The sequence below is a fragment of the Nocardiopsis sp. NPDC058789 genome (assembly GCF_042745575.1).
In the GTDB taxonomy this organism is placed as follows: domain Bacteria; phylum Actinomycetota; class Actinomycetes; order Streptosporangiales; family Streptosporangiaceae; genus Nocardiopsis; species Nocardiopsis eucommiae.
In genome coordinates, this window is sequence record NZ_JBHYOW010000019.1 from 54,271 (window position 1) to 73,566 (window position 19,296).

Annotated in this window: 14 protein-coding genes and 1 pseudogene; 9 read left to right on the forward strand and 6 right to left on the reverse strand. The window is 72.3% G+C overall.

What is annotated here, in order from left to right; translation table 11 throughout:
* Positions 1-33: 33 nt before the first annotated feature.
* A complete protein-coding gene (locus ACFW3L_RS23235; protein WP_378744968.1) occupies positions 34-1,008 on the reverse strand; it encodes a sugar kinase in 975 nt (324 codons plus the stop codon).
* A gap of 132 nt (positions 1,009-1,140) precedes the next feature.
* Between ACFW3L_RS23235 and ACFW3L_RS23240 the strand changes: the two genes are divergently transcribed.
* The 4 genes and pseudogenes from ACFW3L_RS23240 to ACFW3L_RS23255 all read left to right on the forward strand — a co-directional run bounded on the left by ACFW3L_RS23240 (position 1,141) and on the right by ACFW3L_RS23255 (position 5,947).
* Complete coding sequence (locus tag ACFW3L_RS23240) at positions 1,141-2,409, forward strand: amidohydrolase family protein (RefSeq protein ID WP_378744978.1); 1,269 nt, start codon at positions 1,141-1,143, stop codon at positions 2,407-2,409.
* Positions 2,410-2,434: 25 nt separating this feature from the next.
* Complete coding sequence (locus ACFW3L_RS23245) at positions 2,435-3,751, forward strand: alanine racemase (RefSeq protein WP_378744985.1); 1,317 nt, start codon at positions 2,435-2,437, stop codon at positions 3,749-3,751.
* A gap of 75 nt (positions 3,752-3,826) precedes the next feature.
* Positions 3,827-4,209, forward strand: a pseudogene (locus ACFW3L_RS23250) (RidA family protein).
* Between the two features lie 247 nt (positions 4,210-4,456).
* A complete protein-coding gene (locus tag ACFW3L_RS23255; protein WP_378744992.1) occupies positions 4,457-5,947 on the forward strand; it encodes a sodium:solute symporter family protein in 1,491 nt (496 codons plus the stop codon).
* A gap of 66 nt (positions 5,948-6,013) precedes the next feature.
* Here ACFW3L_RS23255 and ACFW3L_RS23260 read toward each other — a convergent pair whose 3' ends face one another.
* From ACFW3L_RS23260 to ACFW3L_RS23280, 5 genes are all read right to left on the reverse strand, one after another.
* A complete protein-coding gene (locus ACFW3L_RS23260) occupies positions 6,014-7,312 on the reverse strand; it encodes a DUF58 domain-containing protein (protein ID WP_378744997.1) in 1,299 nt (432 codons plus the stop codon).
* Positions 7,312-8,295, reverse strand: coding sequence for an AAA family ATPase (locus ACFW3L_RS23265; protein ID WP_378745003.1), 984 nt, complete (start codon positions 8,293-8,295; stop codon positions 7,312-7,314). Before ACFW3L_RS23265 ends, ACFW3L_RS23260 begins: the two co-directional genes overlap by 1 nt.
* A 64-nt stretch (positions 8,296-8,359) precedes the next feature.
* Entirely contained in the window at positions 8,360-9,529 is a 1,170-nt protein-coding gene (locus tag ACFW3L_RS23270) for a DUF4350 domain-containing protein (RefSeq protein ID WP_378745009.1), read from the reverse strand.
* On the reverse strand, positions 9,526-10,161 hold the full coding sequence (locus ACFW3L_RS23275; protein ID WP_378745016.1) for a DUF4129 domain-containing protein: 636 nt from the start codon (positions 10,159-10,161) through the stop codon (positions 9,526-9,528). The genes ACFW3L_RS23270 and ACFW3L_RS23275 overlap by 4 nt, the downstream gene beginning before the upstream one ends.
* A complete protein-coding gene (locus ACFW3L_RS23280; protein WP_378745020.1) occupies positions 10,158-11,702 on the reverse strand; it encodes a glycerophosphoryl diester phosphodiesterase membrane domain-containing protein in 1,545 nt (514 codons plus the stop codon). The genes ACFW3L_RS23275 and ACFW3L_RS23280 overlap by 4 nt, the downstream gene beginning before the upstream one ends.
* 447 nt (positions 11,703-12,149) lie before the next feature.
* Between ACFW3L_RS23280 and mtrA the strand changes: the two genes are divergently transcribed.
* From mtrA to hpf, 5 genes are all read left to right on the forward strand, one after another.
* A complete protein-coding gene (mtrA, locus tag ACFW3L_RS23285) occupies positions 12,150-12,827 on the forward strand; it encodes an MtrAB system response regulator MtrA (RefSeq protein WP_014908694.1) in 678 nt (225 codons plus the stop codon).
* 16 nt (positions 12,828-12,843) lie between these two features.
* Entirely contained in the window at positions 12,844-14,610 is a 1,767-nt protein-coding gene (gene mtrB / locus ACFW3L_RS23290) for an MtrAB system histidine kinase MtrB (RefSeq protein ID WP_378745049.1), read from the forward strand.
* Entirely contained in the window at positions 14,607-16,505 is a 1,899-nt protein-coding gene (locus ACFW3L_RS23295) for an LpqB family beta-propeller domain-containing protein (protein ID WP_378745050.1), read from the forward strand. The genes mtrB and ACFW3L_RS23295 overlap by 4 nt, the downstream gene beginning before the upstream one ends.
* A 74-nt stretch (positions 16,506-16,579) precedes the next feature.
* On the forward strand, positions 16,580-17,731 hold the full coding sequence (locus ACFW3L_RS23300; protein WP_378745054.1) for a phosphoribosyltransferase family protein: 1,152 nt from the start codon (positions 16,580-16,582) through the stop codon (positions 17,729-17,731).
* Positions 17,732-18,504: 773 nt separating this feature from the next.
* Entirely contained in the window at positions 18,505-19,176 is a 672-nt protein-coding gene (gene hpf, locus ACFW3L_RS23305; protein WP_017542470.1) for a ribosome hibernation-promoting factor, HPF/YfiA family, read from the forward strand.
* The last annotated feature ends 120 nt before the right edge of the window (positions 19,177-19,296 follow it).

The window sequence follows — 19,296 nt, forward strand, 5'->3', positions numbered from 1 at the left end:
TGGTCGGAGGCGGTTCCGGACTGGGACGGCCTCTCAGCGGGTGGCGGGGGACCCCTCCTGCGGAGGCGGGATGTCGCCGGGGAGTCCGAGCACCACCCCGGCCAGTCTGGCGCCTTCCGCCAGGCAGTCGGGCAGGGGAGCACCGTCCAGCAGGCGGTCGAGGAACCCGGCGGCGAAGGCGTCCCCGGCCCCGACGGGTTCGACGACCTCCACGCGGGGAGCGGGCTCGAACCAGGTCCGCCCGTCCCGGACGGCGGTGGCGCCCCGGGCGCCCTGCTTGACGACGACGAGGTCGGGGCCGTCCGGGCCGGTCAGGAGTTCGACCAGGTGGGGCAGGGACTCGACCCGCCACAGGGACTGGGCCTCGTCCAGGCCGCAGAACACCACGTCGGCGCGGCGGGCCAGGTCCAGCAGGAGGTCGGCGTTGTCCGCGCCGTGCAGCGCGGGGCGGTAGTTCACGTCGAAGCTGCGCACGGTCGTGGGGGGCGCCTGCTCGAACAGCTCCCGCACCAGGTCACGCGCCGTGTGGGACAGGGCGGCGGTGATCCCGGTCGTGTGCACCAGCCGGGGCCGCCACCGCCACACCTCGGCCGCGTCCGCCGGGCGCAGGGTGGAGGCGGCGGATCCGGCGCGCCAGTAGCGCACGCGCGTGCCCTCGGGGGAGGGCTCCTTCATGTAGAGGCCGGTGGAGCGCGTGCGGTCCTCCCGGACCAGGCACCGCACGCCCGCGTCGGTCAGGCGTTCGCGCACGTGGTGCCCGAACACGTCGTCGCCCAGCGCGCTGCGCCACGCGACGGCCCGTCCGGCGCGGGCGAGGTGCACCGCGACGTTGGACTCGGCTCCGCCGATCTCGGCGTGGAATCGGGGGGACCCGTTGGAGTGCGGTTCGGGGATGAGGAGCGCCATCGTCTCGCCCACGCACACCGCGTCGAGTGGAGAGGGGGACGCGTCCTGGGAGCTCGCGGGGGAGGACGGCGCTGGTACCTCGATCCGTCGCTGCGTGCTCACTCACGACCTCCGGTTCGTCTGGTGACTGGTCTCACGGGATGTGTTGACCTGCGTCACCGGCGAATGCTATTCAATATGTTGTTCACCGCGCAACAGTGTTGCGCAGTACGCAGCACAACGGAGGTGGCTCGAGTGTGGGACCTGTTGTTGCGCGGCGGCCGCGTCATCGACCCGGCCTCGGGGCGTGACGGGACGGCCGACGTCGCTGTCAGGGCCGGACGGATCGCGGAGGTCGCCGCCGCCCTGCCGGTGGACCGGGCCGCACGGGTCGAGGACGTCCACGGGAAGCTGGTGCTCCCCGGTCTGGTGGACGCGCACACCCACGTGCTGCACGGCGCCACGTACTGGGGCGTGGACCCGGAGCCGATCGCCTGGCGCACCGGCGTCACGACCTGGGTCGACGCGGGTTCCGCCGGTGCCTACGGCCTCGACGGGCTGCGCCGTAGTGTGGCCGAGCCCGCCCCGTTCCGCGTCCGGGCCCTGGTCAACGTCTCCGGGATCGGGCTGGTCGGACGCACGGGCGAGCACCACGTCCTGGAGAACCTCGACGTCGACGCGGCTGCGGACGTGGTGGCCCGCCACGGTGACTTCGTCTGCGGCGTCAAGGCGCGCATGGACAGCCACACCGTCGGCGCGCACGGCGTGGAGCCCCTGCGCAGAGCCGCGGAGCTGGCACGCCGCCTGGAGCGCCCGCTCATGGTGCACATCGGCTACGGCCCGCCCGACCTCGGTGACATCGCGCCCTTCCTCACCGAGGGAGACGTCGTCACGCACTGCGCCACCGGGGTCGCCACCGGCCTGGTGGTCGACGGCCGCCCCGCGGACACCCTGCTGCGCCTGCGCGACTCCGGCGTGCTCTTCGACCTGGGGCACGGCTCCGGCGCCTTCGACTTCGACGTGCTCGAAGCCGAGCTGGCCGCCGGTCTGGTCCCCCTGGTCTCCACCGACCTGCACATCCGGTCCGTGTACGGCCCCGCCTTCGACCTGCCGACCGTCATGGGCAAGGCCCTGGCCGCCGGAATGGGCCTGACCGACGTGGTCGCCGCCGCCACCCACCGCCCCGCGCGCGCGTTCGGCCTGCCCGCCGGGACGCTGAGCCCGGGCGCGGACGCCGACATCGCCGTGTTCGACGCCGAGGAGGGGCGCTTCCCCGTCGTCGACGTGCACGGCGGCACCCGGGAGGCCCCGCTCCGCCTGACCAACACCGCCACCTACGCCCGCGGCCGCCTGCTCACACCGCGAGCCGCCGAGCCGCCCCCGGCGTGGGTACCCCTGAGCGCCGCCCAGGAACGGGCCGAGGACCACCGTCACCAGCAGGTGCGCTCCGCCGTCCAGCGCCTGGACCGCCCCGAGGACTTCGACGAGCCCTTCCCCCGCCCAGCCGCCAAGGACCGTGCCTGAGGGCCGGAAACGACGGGAGCGCACCTTGACAGAGTCACCTTCGAGACCCCTGCCGACCGACCCCGCCGCCGGACACGGGCTCCCCACCGCGCCGTTGGCCGCACTCGACTCCGCGCCGGTGGAGGCGCGGTCCGTGCCGGACGGCCCCACGTCGGTCGACCGGATCCGCGCCGCCGACCTGCACCTGAGCGACCTCTGGCTGCCCGCCGTCACCCTCGACCAGGCGGCGCTCACGCACAACCTCGACCGGTTCGCCCGCTGGTGCGCCGAACACGGAGTCGACCTCGCCCCGCACGCCAAGACCACGATGGCCCCCCGGCTGTGGTCGGCGCAGCTGGAGCGGGGCGCCTGGGGTCTGACCGCCGCCACCGTCGCCCAGGCCCGGGTGATGCGCCGCTTCGGTGTGCCCCGGGTCCTGATCGCCAACGAGGTCGTGGAACCGGCCCAGCTGGCCTGGCTGGCCGACGCCCTGGCCGACCCCGGGTTCGAGCCGCTCTGCCTGGTGGACTCCGTCGAAGGGGTCCGGATCATGGAGAATGCCCTGGCCGGAGCCGCCCGACCCCTGCCGGTCCTGGTGGAGCTCGGCGTGGCCGGACGCCGCACGGGAGTCCGGGACCCGGAGCAGGCCCTGGAACTGGCCCGCACGGTCGCCGCCTCAACGCGACTCACCCTCGTGGGGGTGGAGGCCTTCGAGGGAGTGTTCCCCCAGCGCCGCGACGACGACTCCCCGGACCGCGTGCGCGCCTGGCTCGACCGCCTGTACGACCTCGCCCGCCGGGCCGACGCGGAGCACCTGTTCGACGAGGCGGCCGAGGTGATCGTCACCGCGGGCGGGAGCAGCTATCCCGACCTGGTCTCCGACGCCCTCGCGGAGCCACCCGAGCTGTCGCGCCCGGTCCGCCGAATCGTTCGCTCCGGCTGCTACGTGACCCACGACGACCTGTTCATGGAGCGGGCGTCGCCCCTGCGGTCCGCCGCCGACGACGACCCCCTGCGCCCCGCGCTGAGCTGCCACGCGCGGGTCCTGTCCCGCCCGGAGCCGGGCCGCGCGCTGCTGGGGGTCGGCAAGCGCGACGTGTCGTTCGACGTCGACCTGCCCGTTCCCCGCGCGGTGCTGCGTGACGGGGAACGAATCCCCTTGGCGGACGGGGCGCGCGTGGTCGAGCTCAACGACCACCACGCGTTCCTCGACCTCAGCGCTCCCGCCGAGGAGGCGGTGCGTGTGGGAGACGTGGTCGAACTCGGGCTCTCCCACGCCTGCACGGTGTTCGACAAGTGGCCGCTGATCCCCGTGCTCGACGCGGACGGCCGGGTCGTGGACGCCGTTCGCACCCTGTTCTGACCACTGCACCACCGCAGCACCGAACTTCAGCACCGGTCCGGTCGACCACCGGTACCACCCACCCAAGGAGGAAGCATGGCTGAGAAGAAGATCGTCAACACCCCGGACGCCGCACCGCCCGGCGGTCCCTACTCCCACGCGGTCGTGGCCGGGGACTTCGTGTACTCGCCGGGGCGACGCCGCACCGCACCGACGGTTCGGTGATCGAGGGCCCGTTCCTGGAGCAGGCGCGCGCCACGTTCGACAACCTGGCCACCGTGGCGGCGGCCGCGGGGGCGGACCTGTCGGAGGCCGTCCAGGCCCGGGTCTACCTGCGCGACCTGGCGGACTTCCAGGCGATGAACGGGGTGTTCGCGGAGTACTTCGGGGACAAGGCGCCGGTGCGTACCACCATCCAGGCGGACCTGCCCGGCTTCGACATCGAGGTCGACGCGGTCCTGTACCACCCGGCCAGCTGATCCCGGGGGCCCCGAGCCCCCGCTCCCACCGTGCGGCCCGGTCCCCGGGTCCGGGCCGCACACTCCGGCCACACCCGGTCCCCATCCCCGGGCCCCGCCTCTCACACCCGCCGTGCCCACACCCCCGGGCCCCGCCTCTCACACCCGCCACCCCACACTCCGGGGATCACACCCCCGGGCCCCGCCTCTCACACCCCCACCCCAACTCCCCACCACCCCCTCCCCCCGTCACCCCTGGAGGTTCGTCATGAGCCAGACCAACGTGATCTACCTGTCTGCACTGCTCGCCTCGGTGCTGCTGATGATCGCGATCAGTTGGTGGGTCGCCCGGCGCACCAAGGACGGCGAGGACTTCCTCCTCGCCGGACGCGGTCTGGGCACCCCGTTGGTCATGGGGAGCACCCTGGCCACCCTCGTCGGCACCGGTTCCAGCCTGGGCGCGGTCGGCTTCGCCTACCAGAACGGCTGGGCGGGCGCCCTGTACGGAGTCGGCGGCGCCGCCGGTGTCTTCCTCCTGCTGTGGCTCTTCGCCGACGTCCGCGAGAAGGGGTTCATGACCTTCCCGGAGGAGATGAGCTACTACTTCGGCGCCAGCCGCGCGATCAAGGGGGTGGTGGCCGTCCTGCTGTTCCTGGCCTCCGTGGGATGGCTGGGCGCGCACATCATGGGCGGAGCCATGTACCTCTCCTTCCTCACCGACATGGACCAGAACACGGCCAAGGTGGTCATCGCCCTGGGCTTCGGCGTCTACACGGTCGTCGGCGGCTACCTCGCGGTGGTGATCACCGACGCCATCCAGGGCACCATCCTCTTCCTCGGCTTCACCATCCTCGCCGTCCTGGCGCTGGTGAGCGTCGGCGGACTCGACGGGATCAGCGAGGGCTCCTCCGAGGAGGCGCTCTCCCTGTTCGGCTACGAGGCACTGGGCCCGGTGCCCGCCCTCTCCCTCGCCGTGGTCATCGCCGTCGGCGTGCTGGCCACCCCCTCGTACCGCCAGCGGATCTACTCGGCCGTCAACGTGCGGACCGTGCGGCGCAGCTTCGTCCTCGCCGGTGCCCTCTTCGCGGCGTTCTCGATCCTCCCGGCGATCGCGGGGATGTCGGCCCACACCCTCGAACCCGCCCTCGACAACCCGGACATGGCCTTCCCCTACCTGGTCACCACCCTGTTCCCGGTGTGGCTGGGCGCGTTCCTGCTGGTCGCCGGGTTGTCGGCCACGATGTCCTCGGGTGACTCGGACGCCATCGTCAGCGTCACCATCCTGGTCCGCGACATCTCCCAGCTGGTCACGGGCCGGCTTCCCGACCCACGGAACCTGGTCCGTTACTCCCGCTGGGGACTGATCGCCGTGATGGGGCTCGCCCTCGTGTTCTCCCTCATGGCCACGACCCTGATCGGGTACATCACCCTGATGATCTCCACGGTGCTCACCGGCCTGCTGGTGGCGTCGCTCCTCGGCAAGTTCTGGCCCCGCGCCACCTGGCAGGGCGGGATCGCCGCGATGCTGGGCGGCTCGGTGGCGGCGCTGGTCGTCAACAACGTCGCCTCGTTCACCGCCTTCTGGGGCAACGCCGTGATCCCGTCGCTGGCGGTGGCCCTGGTCGCCGGGGTGGTCGTCAGCCTGGTCACCCCGAGGACCGCCATCTCCAAGGAGGAGGCGCTGCGACGCCTGACCGAGGAGCGCTCCGCCCTCGAGGTCGGCGCCAAGCTGCGGGGCGGCTCCGACCAGGACGCCTGACCCGGGACCCGGAACCACGAGGGGCCACCACCGCACCCGGTGGTGGCCCCTCGCGTTCGTTCCGTCCTACAGCCGCCCCTGGGCCTTCAGGTTGATGTAGGCGTCCGCGAGCGCCGGAGCGATCTGCTCGGGGCTCGCGTCCACCACCTCGGCGCCCATCCGGCGCAGTTCCCTGCTGATCCGGTGCCGCTCGCTCAGCGTCCGTTCGGCCGACGCCGCCCGGTACAGGGCCTCCGGCCCACCCCTCCCGGCCGCCATCTCCTCCACCTCGGGGTCCCTGACCCCCGCCACCAGCAGCAGGTGGTGTGTCGAGAGCAGTGGCAGCCTCGGCAGCAGGCCCTCCTCCAGCGAGGTGGCGTTGAGGTCGGTGAGCAGCACGACCAGCTTGCGCGACCGCCCCTGGGTGAGCACGGAGCTCACCAGGGCCGCCGGGTCCGACTCCACGAGTGTGGCCTCCAGCGTGGCCATGGCCTCCACCACCCGGTTGACCTGGCTGCCCTTGCCCGAGGCCCGGACCTGGGCACGCACGGAACGGTCATGGGCCATGAAGTCCACCCGGTCGCCCGCCTTGCCCGCGAGCGCGGTCAGCAGCAGAGCCGCGTCCATCGCGTGGTCCAGTCGGGGAGTGTCGCCGACCCGACCGGCCGAGGTGCGGCCGGTGTCCAGCACGATGAGGATGCGCCGGTCCCGCTCGGGGCGCCACGTCCGCACGACCACGCCGTCGTTGCGGGCGGTCGCCCGCCAGTCGATGGAGCGCACGTCGTCACCGGGCACGTAGTCGCGCAGGGAGTCGAACTCGCTGCCCTGCCCGCGCACCATCGCCGTGTGCTGACCCTCCAGCTCACGCAGCCGGGACAGCTTGCCCGGAAGGTGCCTGCGGCTGTGGAAGGGCGGCAGGGCGCGCACGGTCCAGGGGGCCGTGAGCGTGCGCTGACGCCCGGCCAGTCCCAGGGGTCCGACACTGCGCACCGTCACCCCGGCGGCACGGGCGTCGCCCCGGCGCGTGGGGGTGAGCACGGTCCGTACCCGACGCCGTTCCCCCGGTCCCACCAGCAGCGGTTGGGCCCGGGGGGAGGCGTGCGCGCTCGGGGGCCAGGCGTCGCGCACCCGGCCGCGCAGCCGCCGCCGGGTCGGGTTGGCCACCGTCACGCACACCTCGGCCGTCTCGCCCAGGCGCAGCGTGGTGTCGCCCTCGCGGGACAGCCGGAGCCGCCTCGGAGAGGTCGCCAACAGCGCGTCCAGCGCGACCAGCAGCACCACGAGACCGACGGAGACGAAGGTGACGATCCCGCCGATGTCCCCGGAGACCGCCACGGCGGCCACCGCCACCAGTGCCAGGAGCGAGGCCCGGCCGGTGACCACCATCAGCGCGGCACCGGGACGGAGGCCAGCACACCGTCGAGCACACCGTCGGCGGTGGCACCCTCCAGCTCCGCCTCCGGCCGCAGTCCGATCCGGTGCCGGAGCGTGCCCTTGGCCAGGGCCTTCACGTCGTCAGGGGTCACGTAGTCGCGACCGGACAGCCACGCCCACGCCCGGCTGGTGCGCAGCAGGGCCGTCGCGCCGCGCGGGGAGGCGCCCAGCTGGAGGGACGCGGAGTAGCGGGTGGCGCGGCACAGGTCCACGATGTAGCCGAGGACCTCGGGCGCGATCCGCACCTGGGCCACGGACGCGCGCGCCGCGTGCAGCTCGGCGGCCCCGGCCACGGCGGTCACACCCGCCGCGTCCAGGTCGCTGGGGTCGAACCCGGCGGCGTGTCGGCCCAGCATGGCGACCTCGGCGTTGCGCTCCGGCAGCGGGACCGTCACCTTGAGCAGGAACCGGTCCAGCTGGGCCTCGGGCAGCGGATAGGTCCCCTCGTACTCGACCGGGTTCTGGGTGGCCGCGACCATGAACGGGTCCGGCAGCGCGACCGGCCGCCCCTCCACGGTGACCTGGCGCTCCTCCATGGCCTCCAGCAGGGAGGCCTGGGTCTTGGGCGGGGTCCGGTTGATCTCGTCGGCCAACAGCAGGTTGGTGAAGACCGGGCCCTTCATGAACTCGAACTTCGCCGTGTGCTGGTCGTAGACGAGCGAACCCGTCACGTCGCCCGGCATCAGGTCCGGGGTGAACTGCACCCGCTTGTGGTCCAGTGACAGGGCCTGCGAGACCGTGCGCACCAGCAGCGTCTTGGCGACACCCGGCACGCCCTCCAGCAGTACGTGGCCACGGCACAGCAGTGCCACGACCAGCCCGGTCACCGTCTCGTCCTGGCCCACGACCGCCTTGGCCACCTCGCGGCGCAGAGCGGTCAGCGCCGCCCGGGCCTCGTCGGCGGAGGGCAGTGCCTCGGGTGTGAAGGCGCTCACGTGCCGTCTACCTCTCTCGATACCTCAGTGGTCTGTTCTCGTCCGGGGGACGGTGGCGCGGGGCTCACCGCAGGTCCTCGGAGAGTCGGTCAAGCTCCTCGGACAGCCGCAGCATCGCGGCGTCGTCCGCCGTGTACGGGTCCGGCTGGGCCGGGTACAGCAACGGCGCCACGGCCTGGGGATCGGCCCCGCTCCGCTCGGCCACGGCCGCCACCACGGCGTCCGGACCGGCGTCCGGGTTCAGGCCCAGCCGGGGCACCGACCGTTCCAGGAACCCCTCGCGCAGCGCGGCGCCCACGCGGTCGCGCGCCTGCCGGGACTGGTACAGCCCGGCGCGGCCCTCGGTGGTCTCGGCGGCCCGGACCACGACCGGAAGCGCTTCGGGGACCAGCGCGCCCATCCGCCGACCGCGCCAGAGGGCGAACAGCAGCAGGGCCAGTGCCAGCGGGACCAGCGACCAGCGCACGCCCGGCGGGACCAGGTCCCAGGGGCTCGCGCTCCCGACCTCCTGCGGCGGGTCCGGCCGCAGCCACACCACGTGCTCCGCGTCGATCAGGTTGAGCATCAGCGCCGCGTTGCCCGCCGCGTCGAGGTCGCGGTTGGTGAGCGGGGCCCCGGTGCCGAGGACCGTCGTCGTGGATCCGTCGGACCGGGCCACCTGGAGCACCGAGAAGCCGTCACCGGAGGGGTAGCAGCCCAGGGCCTCCACCCCGGGTTCCGCCGAGTACACCTCACCGGCGACCTCGGCGTCGCCCGCGAGGGCGGCGTCGGGGAGCGCGCAGTCGGGTGCCTGGGCGCGGTCGTCGTGGGCCCGCCCGGTCACGTCCGCGCCGGGCGCGAAGGTGGTGAGGGAACGCAGCGACGGCTGCACGAGGAAGGTGTCGGTCTCCAACCCCGCGAGCGTGTCCAGCTCCTCGGGGAGCAGCCGGTGGTCGAGCATGAGCAGCAGGAGGGTGTCGTCCCCGGACCGTTCCACGGCCCGGACGGCCTCGGGCGAGGTGCGGGCGAGGGTGACGTCGGAGTCCTCGCCCAGCAGCCGCGCCAGCGCGCGCGAACCGTGGGGTTCGGGGCTGCCGGGCTCCAGGTAACCGGAGGGGAACTGTTCCTCGCCCAGCGACAGCAGGACCGCCGCCACGACCAGCACGGTGATGACGGCGAGCGGCATCCTCCCGGCACGCCACAGGCGTCCGGAGGTCGATCGCGGAGGGACCGGTCCCGGTGCGGTGGTCGTCATCGGGACCCTTCGTCGTCGAGTACGGGGTGGGCCGCGCCCAGCCGCACGTCCAGCTCACGCATGGTGCGGGCGGCCTCGGCCGTGGCGGCGCGGTCACCGTAGACCACGTCGTTGAACAGGTGGGCGCCCTGGTCCAGTTCCCGTGCCTCACCGGGAAGCGACAGGGCGGCCTCGGCGGCGAGCTCGGTGGCGGTCCGTCCGGGGCGCGGGCCGACGATGGCCCGGTCCTCCAGGTCCACGCTGATCGCCCGCAGGCGTTCGAGGACGGCCTCCACGTAGTCGCCCCGGGCCTCCGCCTGGTCGGACAGCACCCGGTGGTCGGCGGCGGTGCGCACCACACCCTCGTGCAGGGGAGGTTCGGCCCTTCGGTTGCGGGAGGGCCGCAGGTAGACGATGAGGACGATCACCAGGACCGCCACGACCAACAGCACGATCGCCAGGATCCACCCGCCGGGGACGACCCCCTCGCCCGCCGAGACGAGGCGGTCGAGGAGTTCACCGAACCAGTTCAGGAACCGGTCCAGGAGGGAGGGCTCGTTCTTGCCGTAGAGGGGGTCGGACAGCTCCTCGATGGCCCGCCGCCGACCCTCCTCCCCGGTCACGTCCAGGGGTGCGATGAGCGGGGCCCTCACGCGCGGTACCCGGGAAGGTAGACCTCCGAGCCGACCGGCTGGCCCCGCTGGGCGATCTGGTGCAGCTGGAGGTCGAGACCCTCACGGCGCATCCGCAGGTCGATGTAGAGCAGGGTGGTCACCCCGGCGAGGAAGGGCTGGGTGACGGCGTAGATCAGCACGGTGACCACGTAGTTGACGGTCCCCGCCAGGATCGGACCGAAGGTGTCGACCTCGAACAGGAAGGGGAGGGCGATGCCGAGCGGGCCGGCCAGCAGCATGTTCACCACCAGCACGATGACCCCGCTCAGCAGCCAGTAGCCGAACGTGCGCCACCAGGCGCCCTGGGAGAGGCGCCACGAGCGGGCGATGGCCTGGCCCGGGCCCAGCCGCTCCAGCACGACCAGGGGCATGGCGTAGTAGAGGCGGATCCAGACCCACAAGGTGGGGACACCGACGGCCACGGCCGCCACGAACATGATGAGGAGGCCGATGATGAGGCCCGCCACGGGGTCCGCCATGCCGAAACCGGCGATGAGGCCGATGAACAGCGCGATGAAGAAGGCGATGGAGGCCACGGCGCCGATGGCGATCTGGATGGCCAGCTTGATGAAGGCCAGGGCGATGATGGCGCCGACCCGGCCGCGCACGGAGGCCCAGGCCTGCTCGATGGTGAGCCGGTAGCCCAGCACCGCCATGCCGACCACGGAGGAGAGCGTGCCGGTCAGGATCGCCCCGCCGACCAGGACGATGAGGGCGCCGGCGAAGGTCAGCAGCGTGGCGAACGGAGAGGTGGCGAACATCGGGTCGTCCGGGTCGAACGCCTCCGGGTCCGCCAGGATCTCGTCGAACGTGCTCAGGGTGGAGAGGGAGTCGCCGGTGGCCCAGACCGTCGCGACGCTGCCGACGATCGAGGCGACCGCCATGACGATCAGCGACAGCACGAAGGTGGTCCGCGGGTTCTGGCGGACGTAGGTGAACGCGCCGTTGAAGACGTCACCGAGCGACATCGGGCGGAGCGGGACGACTCCGGGCTTGATGGGGGCGGGGCGCGGGGCGTTCGGGTCCTGGGTGGGGGCCGCGTGCCCGTGGGGCGCGCCCGGTCCGGGCGGTCCGTAGCCGGGCTGGGGTCCGTACCCCGGAGGCGGGGGGCCGTACCCGGGCTGCTGGTGGTGTCCGGGCGGGGGACCGTAGCCGGGCTGGGGTCCGTATCCGGGAGGCGGTCCGTAGCCGGGGTGGCCGGGAGGCGGCGCGTACCCCGGGGGAGGGCCCTGACCGGCGGGAGGTCCGTATCCCTGCGGGGCGCCCTGGCCGGGAGGGGTGCCGTACCCGGGAGGGGTGCCCTGACCCGCGGGAGGGGTGCCGTACGCGTGCGGCGTGCCCTGCTCGGGGGGAGCGAACCCGGGGCGGCCGCCGGCCTCGTCCGGCGGGGAGGCGGCACCCTGTCCCGGTGCGGCCCAACCGCTCGCCTCGGGGGTGTCTCCAGAATCGGGCGACCCCTGTCCTTCGGGACCGTCGGGGATGCCCCCCGGCCTCTCCCGGTGGTCGTCCTCCTGGCTCATCTGCCCGCCCTCCGTGAGGTTCGGTTACTGCGCGCGAGCGTTTTCGCGCCAATTCTGACGTGTCGGAAACCAACCTACCGGCCGGTTCCACCGCTTCTCAGTGGCCTTGCAGTGTGTCGTAGGCAACCCACGCACTTCATTCCTTTTGTATGCTTTCTGTTACCAACCGGCCAAGTCACGAAGCTTTCCGGGCCTTCCTTCGCCGGGGATGACGCCGCCGGTGACCGAATACGGTCCAAAAGGGCCCAACACCGCTGACCGCTCCTCCAACAGTGTCCAAAGCTGGCAAGGTTGGGGAGGCGAAACGCGGTCCCCAGTCGGGGATCGTTCCCCGATCCCGGGGATCACGGGCACCGACCACTGACGCCGCTTGAGTGTTCCAGGAGAGAGGAGTAGGCGCCGGTACCCCCGCCTCCGAGGCGGTGGACCCTGGCGCCGGACACACCGATGAAGGGACGTGTACTGGTTGTCGACGATGACCTCGCCCTCGCCGAGATGCTGGGCATCGTGTTGCGCGGTGAAGGGTTCGAGCCCTCGTTCGTCCACGACGGCGACAAGGCTCTGGAGGCCTTCCGCGAGACCAAGCCCGACCTGGTCCTCCTCGACCTGATGCTGCCCGGGGCCGACGGGATCGACGTGTGCCGTCAGATCCGCGCCGAGTCCGGGGTTCCCATCGTCATGCTGACCGCCAAGAGCGACACCGTGGACGTCGTCCTCGGCCTGGAGTCGGGCGCCGACGACTACATCGTCAAGCCGTTCAAGCCCAAGGAGCTCGTGGCCCGCGTGCGCGTGCGTCTGCGCCGCACCGAGGAGCCCGCGCCCGAGGTCCTCCAGATCGGTGACATCACCATCGACGTGGCCGGGCACGCGGTGCGCCGCGACGGCGAACAGATCAGCCTCACCCCGCTGGAGTTCGACCTGCTGGTCGCCCTGGCGCGCAAGCCGCGCCAGGTCTTCACCCGCGAGGTCCTGCTGGAGCAGGTCTGGGGCTACCGCCACGCCGCTGACACGCGCCTGGTCAACGTGCACGTGCAGCGCCTGCGCGCCAAGATCGAGAAGGACCCGGAGCACCCCGAGGTCGTCGTGACCGTCCGCGGCGTCGGCTACAAGGCCGGGACCGCCTGACCCGCTCTGGACCCACATGACCGCGTCCGAACCCGAGGAGGGGAGGGGAGCCGACTCCGAGGGAGAGCGGTCCGCCCCTCCCCCCGGCCTGCCCGAGAGCGGCGGCTGGCGGGACAACAACACGGGCCTGACCCGTGCCTACCTCCTCGCCCAGCGCGCCGCCCGCGCGCTGGTACGCGGGGTGCACACCAACTGGCGCCGCTCCCTGCACCTGCGGGTGATCAGCACGACCCTGGTCCTGTCGTTGCTGGTCATGGCGGGGCTGGGGTACGTGCTCATCTCCGAGGTGCGCGGCGGTCTGCTGGACGCCAAGACCAACGCTGCGGTCAACGACCACCGAGCGGGGCTCAACTACGCGCTCGCGGAGCTCCAGGAGAACGAGATCGGTGACCGCAACCGTCTCCTGAACAACGTCGCCAGCGAGCTGACCAGCCGCAGCGGCGACACCGGGCTGTACAGCGTGTTCATCCTGCCCTCGGTGAGCGACGAGCTCGGCTGGGCCACCGGTGAGGGCAGCGTCCCGCCGCGCCTGGTCGAGCAGGTCCGCCAGTCCGAGGTGTTCGACCAGCAGTACCACACGTACACGCGCATCGACATGGAGGACGGTTCGGTCGAACCGGCGCTGGTCGTGGGCGCCCAGATCAACCAGGCGTACGAGCTCTACTACATCTTCCCGCTCCAGCACGAGCAGGAGATCCTGGACCTGGTGCAGGGAACGGTCGCCCTAGTCGCGGTGCTGTTGGTGATCCTCCTGGGCCTGATCGCCTTCATGATCACCCGGCAGGTGGTCACACCGGTGCGCTCCGCCGCGCAGTCGGCCGAACGCCTGGCCGCCGGAGACCTCACCGAACGCATGACGGTCCAGGGTGAGGACGACCTGGCACGGCTCGCGATGTCCTTCAACGACATGGCGGGCAACCTCCAGGAGAAGATCCAGGAGCTGGAGGAGCTGTCGAAGCTCCAGCGCCAGTTCGTCTCCGACGTCTCGCACGAGCTCCGGACCCCGCTCACCACCATCCGCATGGCCGGTGACCTGCTGTTCGACGACCGTGAGGAGCTGGATGCCTCCCACCGCAGGTCGGTGGAACTGCTCCAGAGCCAGGTGGAGCGGTTCGAGGAACTGCTCGCGGACCTGCTGGAGATCAGCCGCCACGACGCCGGGGCCGCCACCCTGGGCATCGAGTCGGCGGACATTCGCGACTCGGTGATGAAGGCCGTGGGGGACGCCGAGCAGATCGCGGAGGGCCGGGGCATCAAGGTGGTCCTGCGTCTGCCCGCGGACCCCGTGGTCGCGGAGTTCGACACCCGGCGGATCAACCGCATCCTGCGCAACCTGGTGGTCAACGCCATCGAGCACAGCGAGGGGCGGGACGTGGTGGTGGCCGCCGCCGGTGACCGGGACGCCGTCGCCGTGGCCGTGCGGGACTACGGGGTGGGCCTCAAGGAGGGGGAGGAGCACCTGTGCTTCGACCGCTTCTGGCGGGCCGACTACTCCCGGGTGCGCACCACGGGCGGGACCGGGCTCGGCCTGTCCATCGCCAAAGAGGATGCCACCCTGCACGGCGGCTGGCTCCAGGCCTGGGGCCTGCCCGGACAGGGTTCGCAGTTCCGGCTGTCCCTGCCCCGCCGGTCCGGCGCCGAGCTGCGCGGATCCCCGCTGCCCCTGGTGCCGCCGGAGATCGCGCTGGGCCGCAACTACCCGCCCTTCGGTGACAAGGACGGCGGGAACGGGGCCGAGGACGTGCGGGGCCGGTTCGGGTCCGACGAGGAGGAGGCGCTGTGAGCGATGTGGAGCGACCGGGACGTCTGGCCCGGGCCGCGCGCACCATCGCGGCCGGAACGCTCGCCTGCGTGTCCCTGGCGGCCTGTGCGAGTGTTCCCATGACCGGCCCCGTCGTCCCCAGCGAGGGCGGCGACAGCTCCGGTGACCCCTACGGCGGATACGTGCGGCTCCTGCCCGCCGGTCCGCAGCCCGGGGTGGAGCCCGAGGGGCTGATCGACGGCTTCCTCAAGGACCTCGGCAGCTTCGAGGAGGACCACAAGGCCGCCCGCAGCTACATGCTCCCCGAGCAGAGCGAGGAGTGGACCCCGGACGCCGCCGTCCGGGTGTTCTCCGACCTCGACGCGGTGGACATGGACTCGGAGGTGTCCTCGGACGGCCTCAGCGCCACCGTGCGCATCCGCAGCAACGAGATCGCCAGCATCGACGAGAGCGGCAAGTACGTCCCGGCCGAGACCGGGACCATGCTGGAGGAGACCTTCACCCTCGCCAAGGAGGGGGACGACCCCGAGGGCGAGTGGCGGATCCAGGACCTCCCGGACGAGATCATCCTCAGCCAGCTGGACGTGGAGCGCACCTACCGGCCGTTCAATCTGTACTTCTTCAACCCGGCGGGGACCGCCCTGGTCCCGGACCCGGTGTACCTGCCCGTGAGCACCGACCAACTGGCCGAGCGCCTGCTGCGCAAGCTCATCGGCGGCCCGACCGACTGGCTGGCCCCGGCCGTGCTCTCCGCGTTCCCCGAGGGGACCGCGCCCCAGTTGGAGATCGACACCGAACGCGCGGTCATCGACATCAACGGGCAGTCCGAGGCCGACGAGTACGGGATGGGCGCCCAGATCGCCTGGACCCTGCGCCAGCTCCCCGAGATCCAGGAGTTCACCCTCCGGCTCAACGGGGACGAGGTGAGCTTCCCGCAGTCCGACGGCGACAGCTCGGACCGCCCCCGGCCGGGCAGCGACTACTGGGCGAGGGTGAGCCCCGGGGCCACCTTCTCGGGCGTGCACGCCTACTACACGCACGAGGGCCAGCTCTGGTCGGCGGCCGACTGGGACGCCGACAACTTCAACGACGCCGAGCGGGTCCCGGGCCCCCTGGGCTCGGGCGAGGTCCCGTTGGACCGGTTCGCGGTCTCGCTCGACGAGAGCACCATCGCGGGCGTCACCCTGGGCGGGCGTGAGGTGGTCACCAGCTTCGCCAGCCCCGGCGCACACACCCAGGAGGTGCTGAGCGACGGTGTCTTCACCGAGCTCTCCTGGGACGTGAACGGCAACCTCTGGGTGGTCGAGGAGACCGGGGAGGAGGACCGTTCCGACGAGGAGGAGGACGAGGACGCCCCCCGCGACGACGAGGACCCCGGTACCGGTGCGGCGGAGGAGGAGCCGCCCGCTCCCGGGGACACCGCCCTCTGGCTGCTCCGCGACGGGGACGAGGTCGTGGAGGCCGAGGTCAGGGGGCTTCGGGACCAGTCGCTGGTGCACTTCAGGATCTCCCGTGACGGCTCCCGTGCCGCCGTGGTCACCGAGCGGGACGGTGTGCGCTCGCTCCAGGTCGGCCGGGTGGTCGAGGGCGAGGACGGCCAGGTGTCCGTCGGCGCCTTCATCAGCCTCGCCGACCAGGAGCTGGAGAACATCACCAGCATCGCCTGGCGTTCGAGTGACCAGCTGGTGGTCCTGGGCAGCCGGGACGGCGGCACGACCCAGGCCCTGTTCGTCTCCCTCGACGGTGGGACGCCCGCCGCCAGCGCCGGAGCCCCGGTCGCCGGGATGATCACCATCTCGGGGGCGCCCGGCCAACCCCTGCTGGCTGGCTCGGACGACGGCAACATCTGGGTGTCCAACGACCCCCTGAACTGGCAGAACGTGGTGGAGGGCGGCTCGCCCACCTTCCCGGGCTGACCGCGCGGGGCCGGTTGTCCACAGGTCGCGGATCCGCACTGGCGCTCCGGCCCCGCCCCGCCCAAGCTGGAGGTATGGACCCCGTTGCCCACCGGCGGCGGTGGCGCGGCGCGCTCGTGCGCGCGCGGCGCCTGATCGTCGCCCTCCTCGACCCCCTCGTGGAACTCGTGCTGCGCCGGGACTGCGCGGGCTGCTCCGACCCCGGCGACCCGTTGTGCGTGCGCTGCCGGACCCTGCTGACGGACCACCGTCCGCGCCAGGCGCGCGGGCGGCGCCCGCCGGTCTGGACGGCCGGGCCGTACGCGGGGCGGCACCGCCGTGTCCTGCTCGCCTTCAAGCACCGGGGGGAGCACCGCCTGACCCGGTTCCTGGGGGAGAGGCTGGCCGTCGCCTACCGGGCCTCCGGCTGGGCCGCGCCGGACACGCTGCTGGTGCCCGTTCCAGGGCGCGGAGGGTGGTCCGGGCGCGGCGCGGTCCTGCGGCTCGCGCTCGCCTGCGCCCATGAGGCGGGCCCCACGGCCACGGCCGGGGTGGCCCCGGTACTCCGCTACGCCCGGCGCGCCCGGCCACAGGTGGGTCTGTGCCGAGCGGACCGCCTGGTGAACCGGCGGGGTGTCTTCTCCGCCGCGCCCAGGACTCCCGGGAGGGCGGGGCACGGGCCCGGTGCGGGTGACTTCCCCGCGATGACACGCGCGGACCCGGTTCCCGGTGGAACATCGGGTGATCCGGTGAGCCTCCCCGGGGTGGTGCCCGGGCGATCGGTATCGGACGGCCTCGTCGCAGCGCGTCAGCCCTCCGGTGGGCCGAGCCCGGTGGATGGTTCCCGTGCGGATGACGGCCGCGCCGCGACGGACGCGGCCCCGGACCCCGGTGGAACATCGGGTGATCCGGTGAGCGGCCCCGGGGTGGTGCCCGGGCGGTTCAGCGGGCCGTGGCGGAGCTGGCGGGGGCGGGTCCGCCAGTGCCGGGGGATGGATCGCACCGAGGGCCTGGTGGACGCCGTACGGCCGTCAGGCGGGCACGTGGACCTGCGGGGGCGCCGGGTGGTCGTCGTGGACGACGTGATCACCACCGGGGCGACGGTGGCGGAAGCGGCCCGAGCCCTGCGCGCGGAGGGGGCCACGGTGGTGGGTGTCCTGGTGTTCGCGGAGCGGGACCGGGTTCCGGGCCGACCAGGTTCGGGGTCGGGGGCCGGGCCGGAAAGAAGGTTTTACAAACCCCCCTGATCGGGCGAAACATGCCTGTTCGCAGGGGTTTGCGGCGCTTGTCGACCGCTTGGTACCCCGTTCGCTACCTGACATCCGGGCTGGGACAGGTTACGGTCCAGGTATGGCACCCGTCCGGGTCCGTGGTTGCGCCGGATACACAGTGCTCCCGGGAACACCGTGGAGCGCATCCGGCAAGCCGATGCCAGGCGCAGGCGAAACGGCCCACGTAAGGCGACTTTTCGTCGACCGATCACGGTGCGCCTTAGAGGTAAGCCCTGCCCCGCTGAGGGTCCCGATGTCCCTCATGACCGGGAGAAGAGCAGTAGTCGCGTACAAGAGCGGCGACACTCTCAGCAGGCGGATGTGGGGACGAAGACCAGGTCGGCCGGACGGGTGGCATGCCGACGTTGGGGGGTTCGTCGTGCCCGGGACGCAGGTCCCGGGGACGCGGGCCCCCACACGGTTCCCCGACACCGCCTCGGCCCTCTCCCTCCCGGAGCTTCCCGGGCCCCGACCGATCCCGCCCGGTCTTCGCCGTTTGGTGGGCGACTCACCCCAATCGAGTCATATTTCCTTCTTTCCCGTCCGAAGGCCCCGGCCAATCGTGTCCCTGGGGCGCGTGATGACCCTGCCTCTGATGGGTATACGCATTTCCAACCGAGCGGTGTCCCTCAAGCGAACGGGGCACGAACGGAAGGAGGGCCGACGCGTCACACCCTCCCCGCCGTGGGAGGGGAGCAGAGCCAGCCTGGCCGTCGCCTTCACGACGGCCACGCGATGAAGGGGGTCCTATGGACATCATCGTCAAAGGTCGACGCACTGGTGTGAGTGAGAAGTTCCGACAGCACGTCGAGAACAAGCTCGACAGGCTCTCCAAGTGGGAGCGCAAGGGCATGAGCGTCGATGTGGAGGTGTCCCAGGAGCGCAACCCCAAGCTCGCCGACGTCCGCGAGCGGGTTGAACTGACCATCCACTCGGACGGCCCGGTCATCCGGAGCGAGGCCGCGTCCGTGGACCGTCACGGCGCTCTCGACCTCGCGATCGACAAGATCGAGGCCCGCCTCCGCAAGTCCGCGGACCGCCGCAAGGTGCACCGCGGAAACCACACTCCCGTCTCCGTCGCGGCCGCCACGGCCGACCTCCCCGGAGACCTGCCCTCATCCGTCCAGACGGTCACCCAGGCTCCCCCGGCCCAACGCGGTGACGAGGAGGCGATCGACGGCGTCGCTCTCGACGGCCGCTTCTCCGACGAGTTCGTGGAACTCGACACCCAGGGGGAGACCCCCGTGGTCGTCCGCGAGAAGTTCCACCGTGCCAAGCCGATGAGCATCGACCAGGCGTTGATGGAGATGGAACTCGTCGGACACGACTTCTACCTCTTCCATGACGAGGTCAAGGACACCCCGAGCGTCGTCTACCGGCGCAAGGGCTTCAACTACGGCGTCCTTCGTCTCGTGGACTAGTCCACGCGGTCCTCGTCCCCGACGCCCCCGCACGGAGGTGGACTGAACAGTCGTGGGGGGGGGGGCGCCGGGCCCCCCCCCCCCCCGGGGGGGGGGGCGCACAGCGGGGGGGGGTTGGGG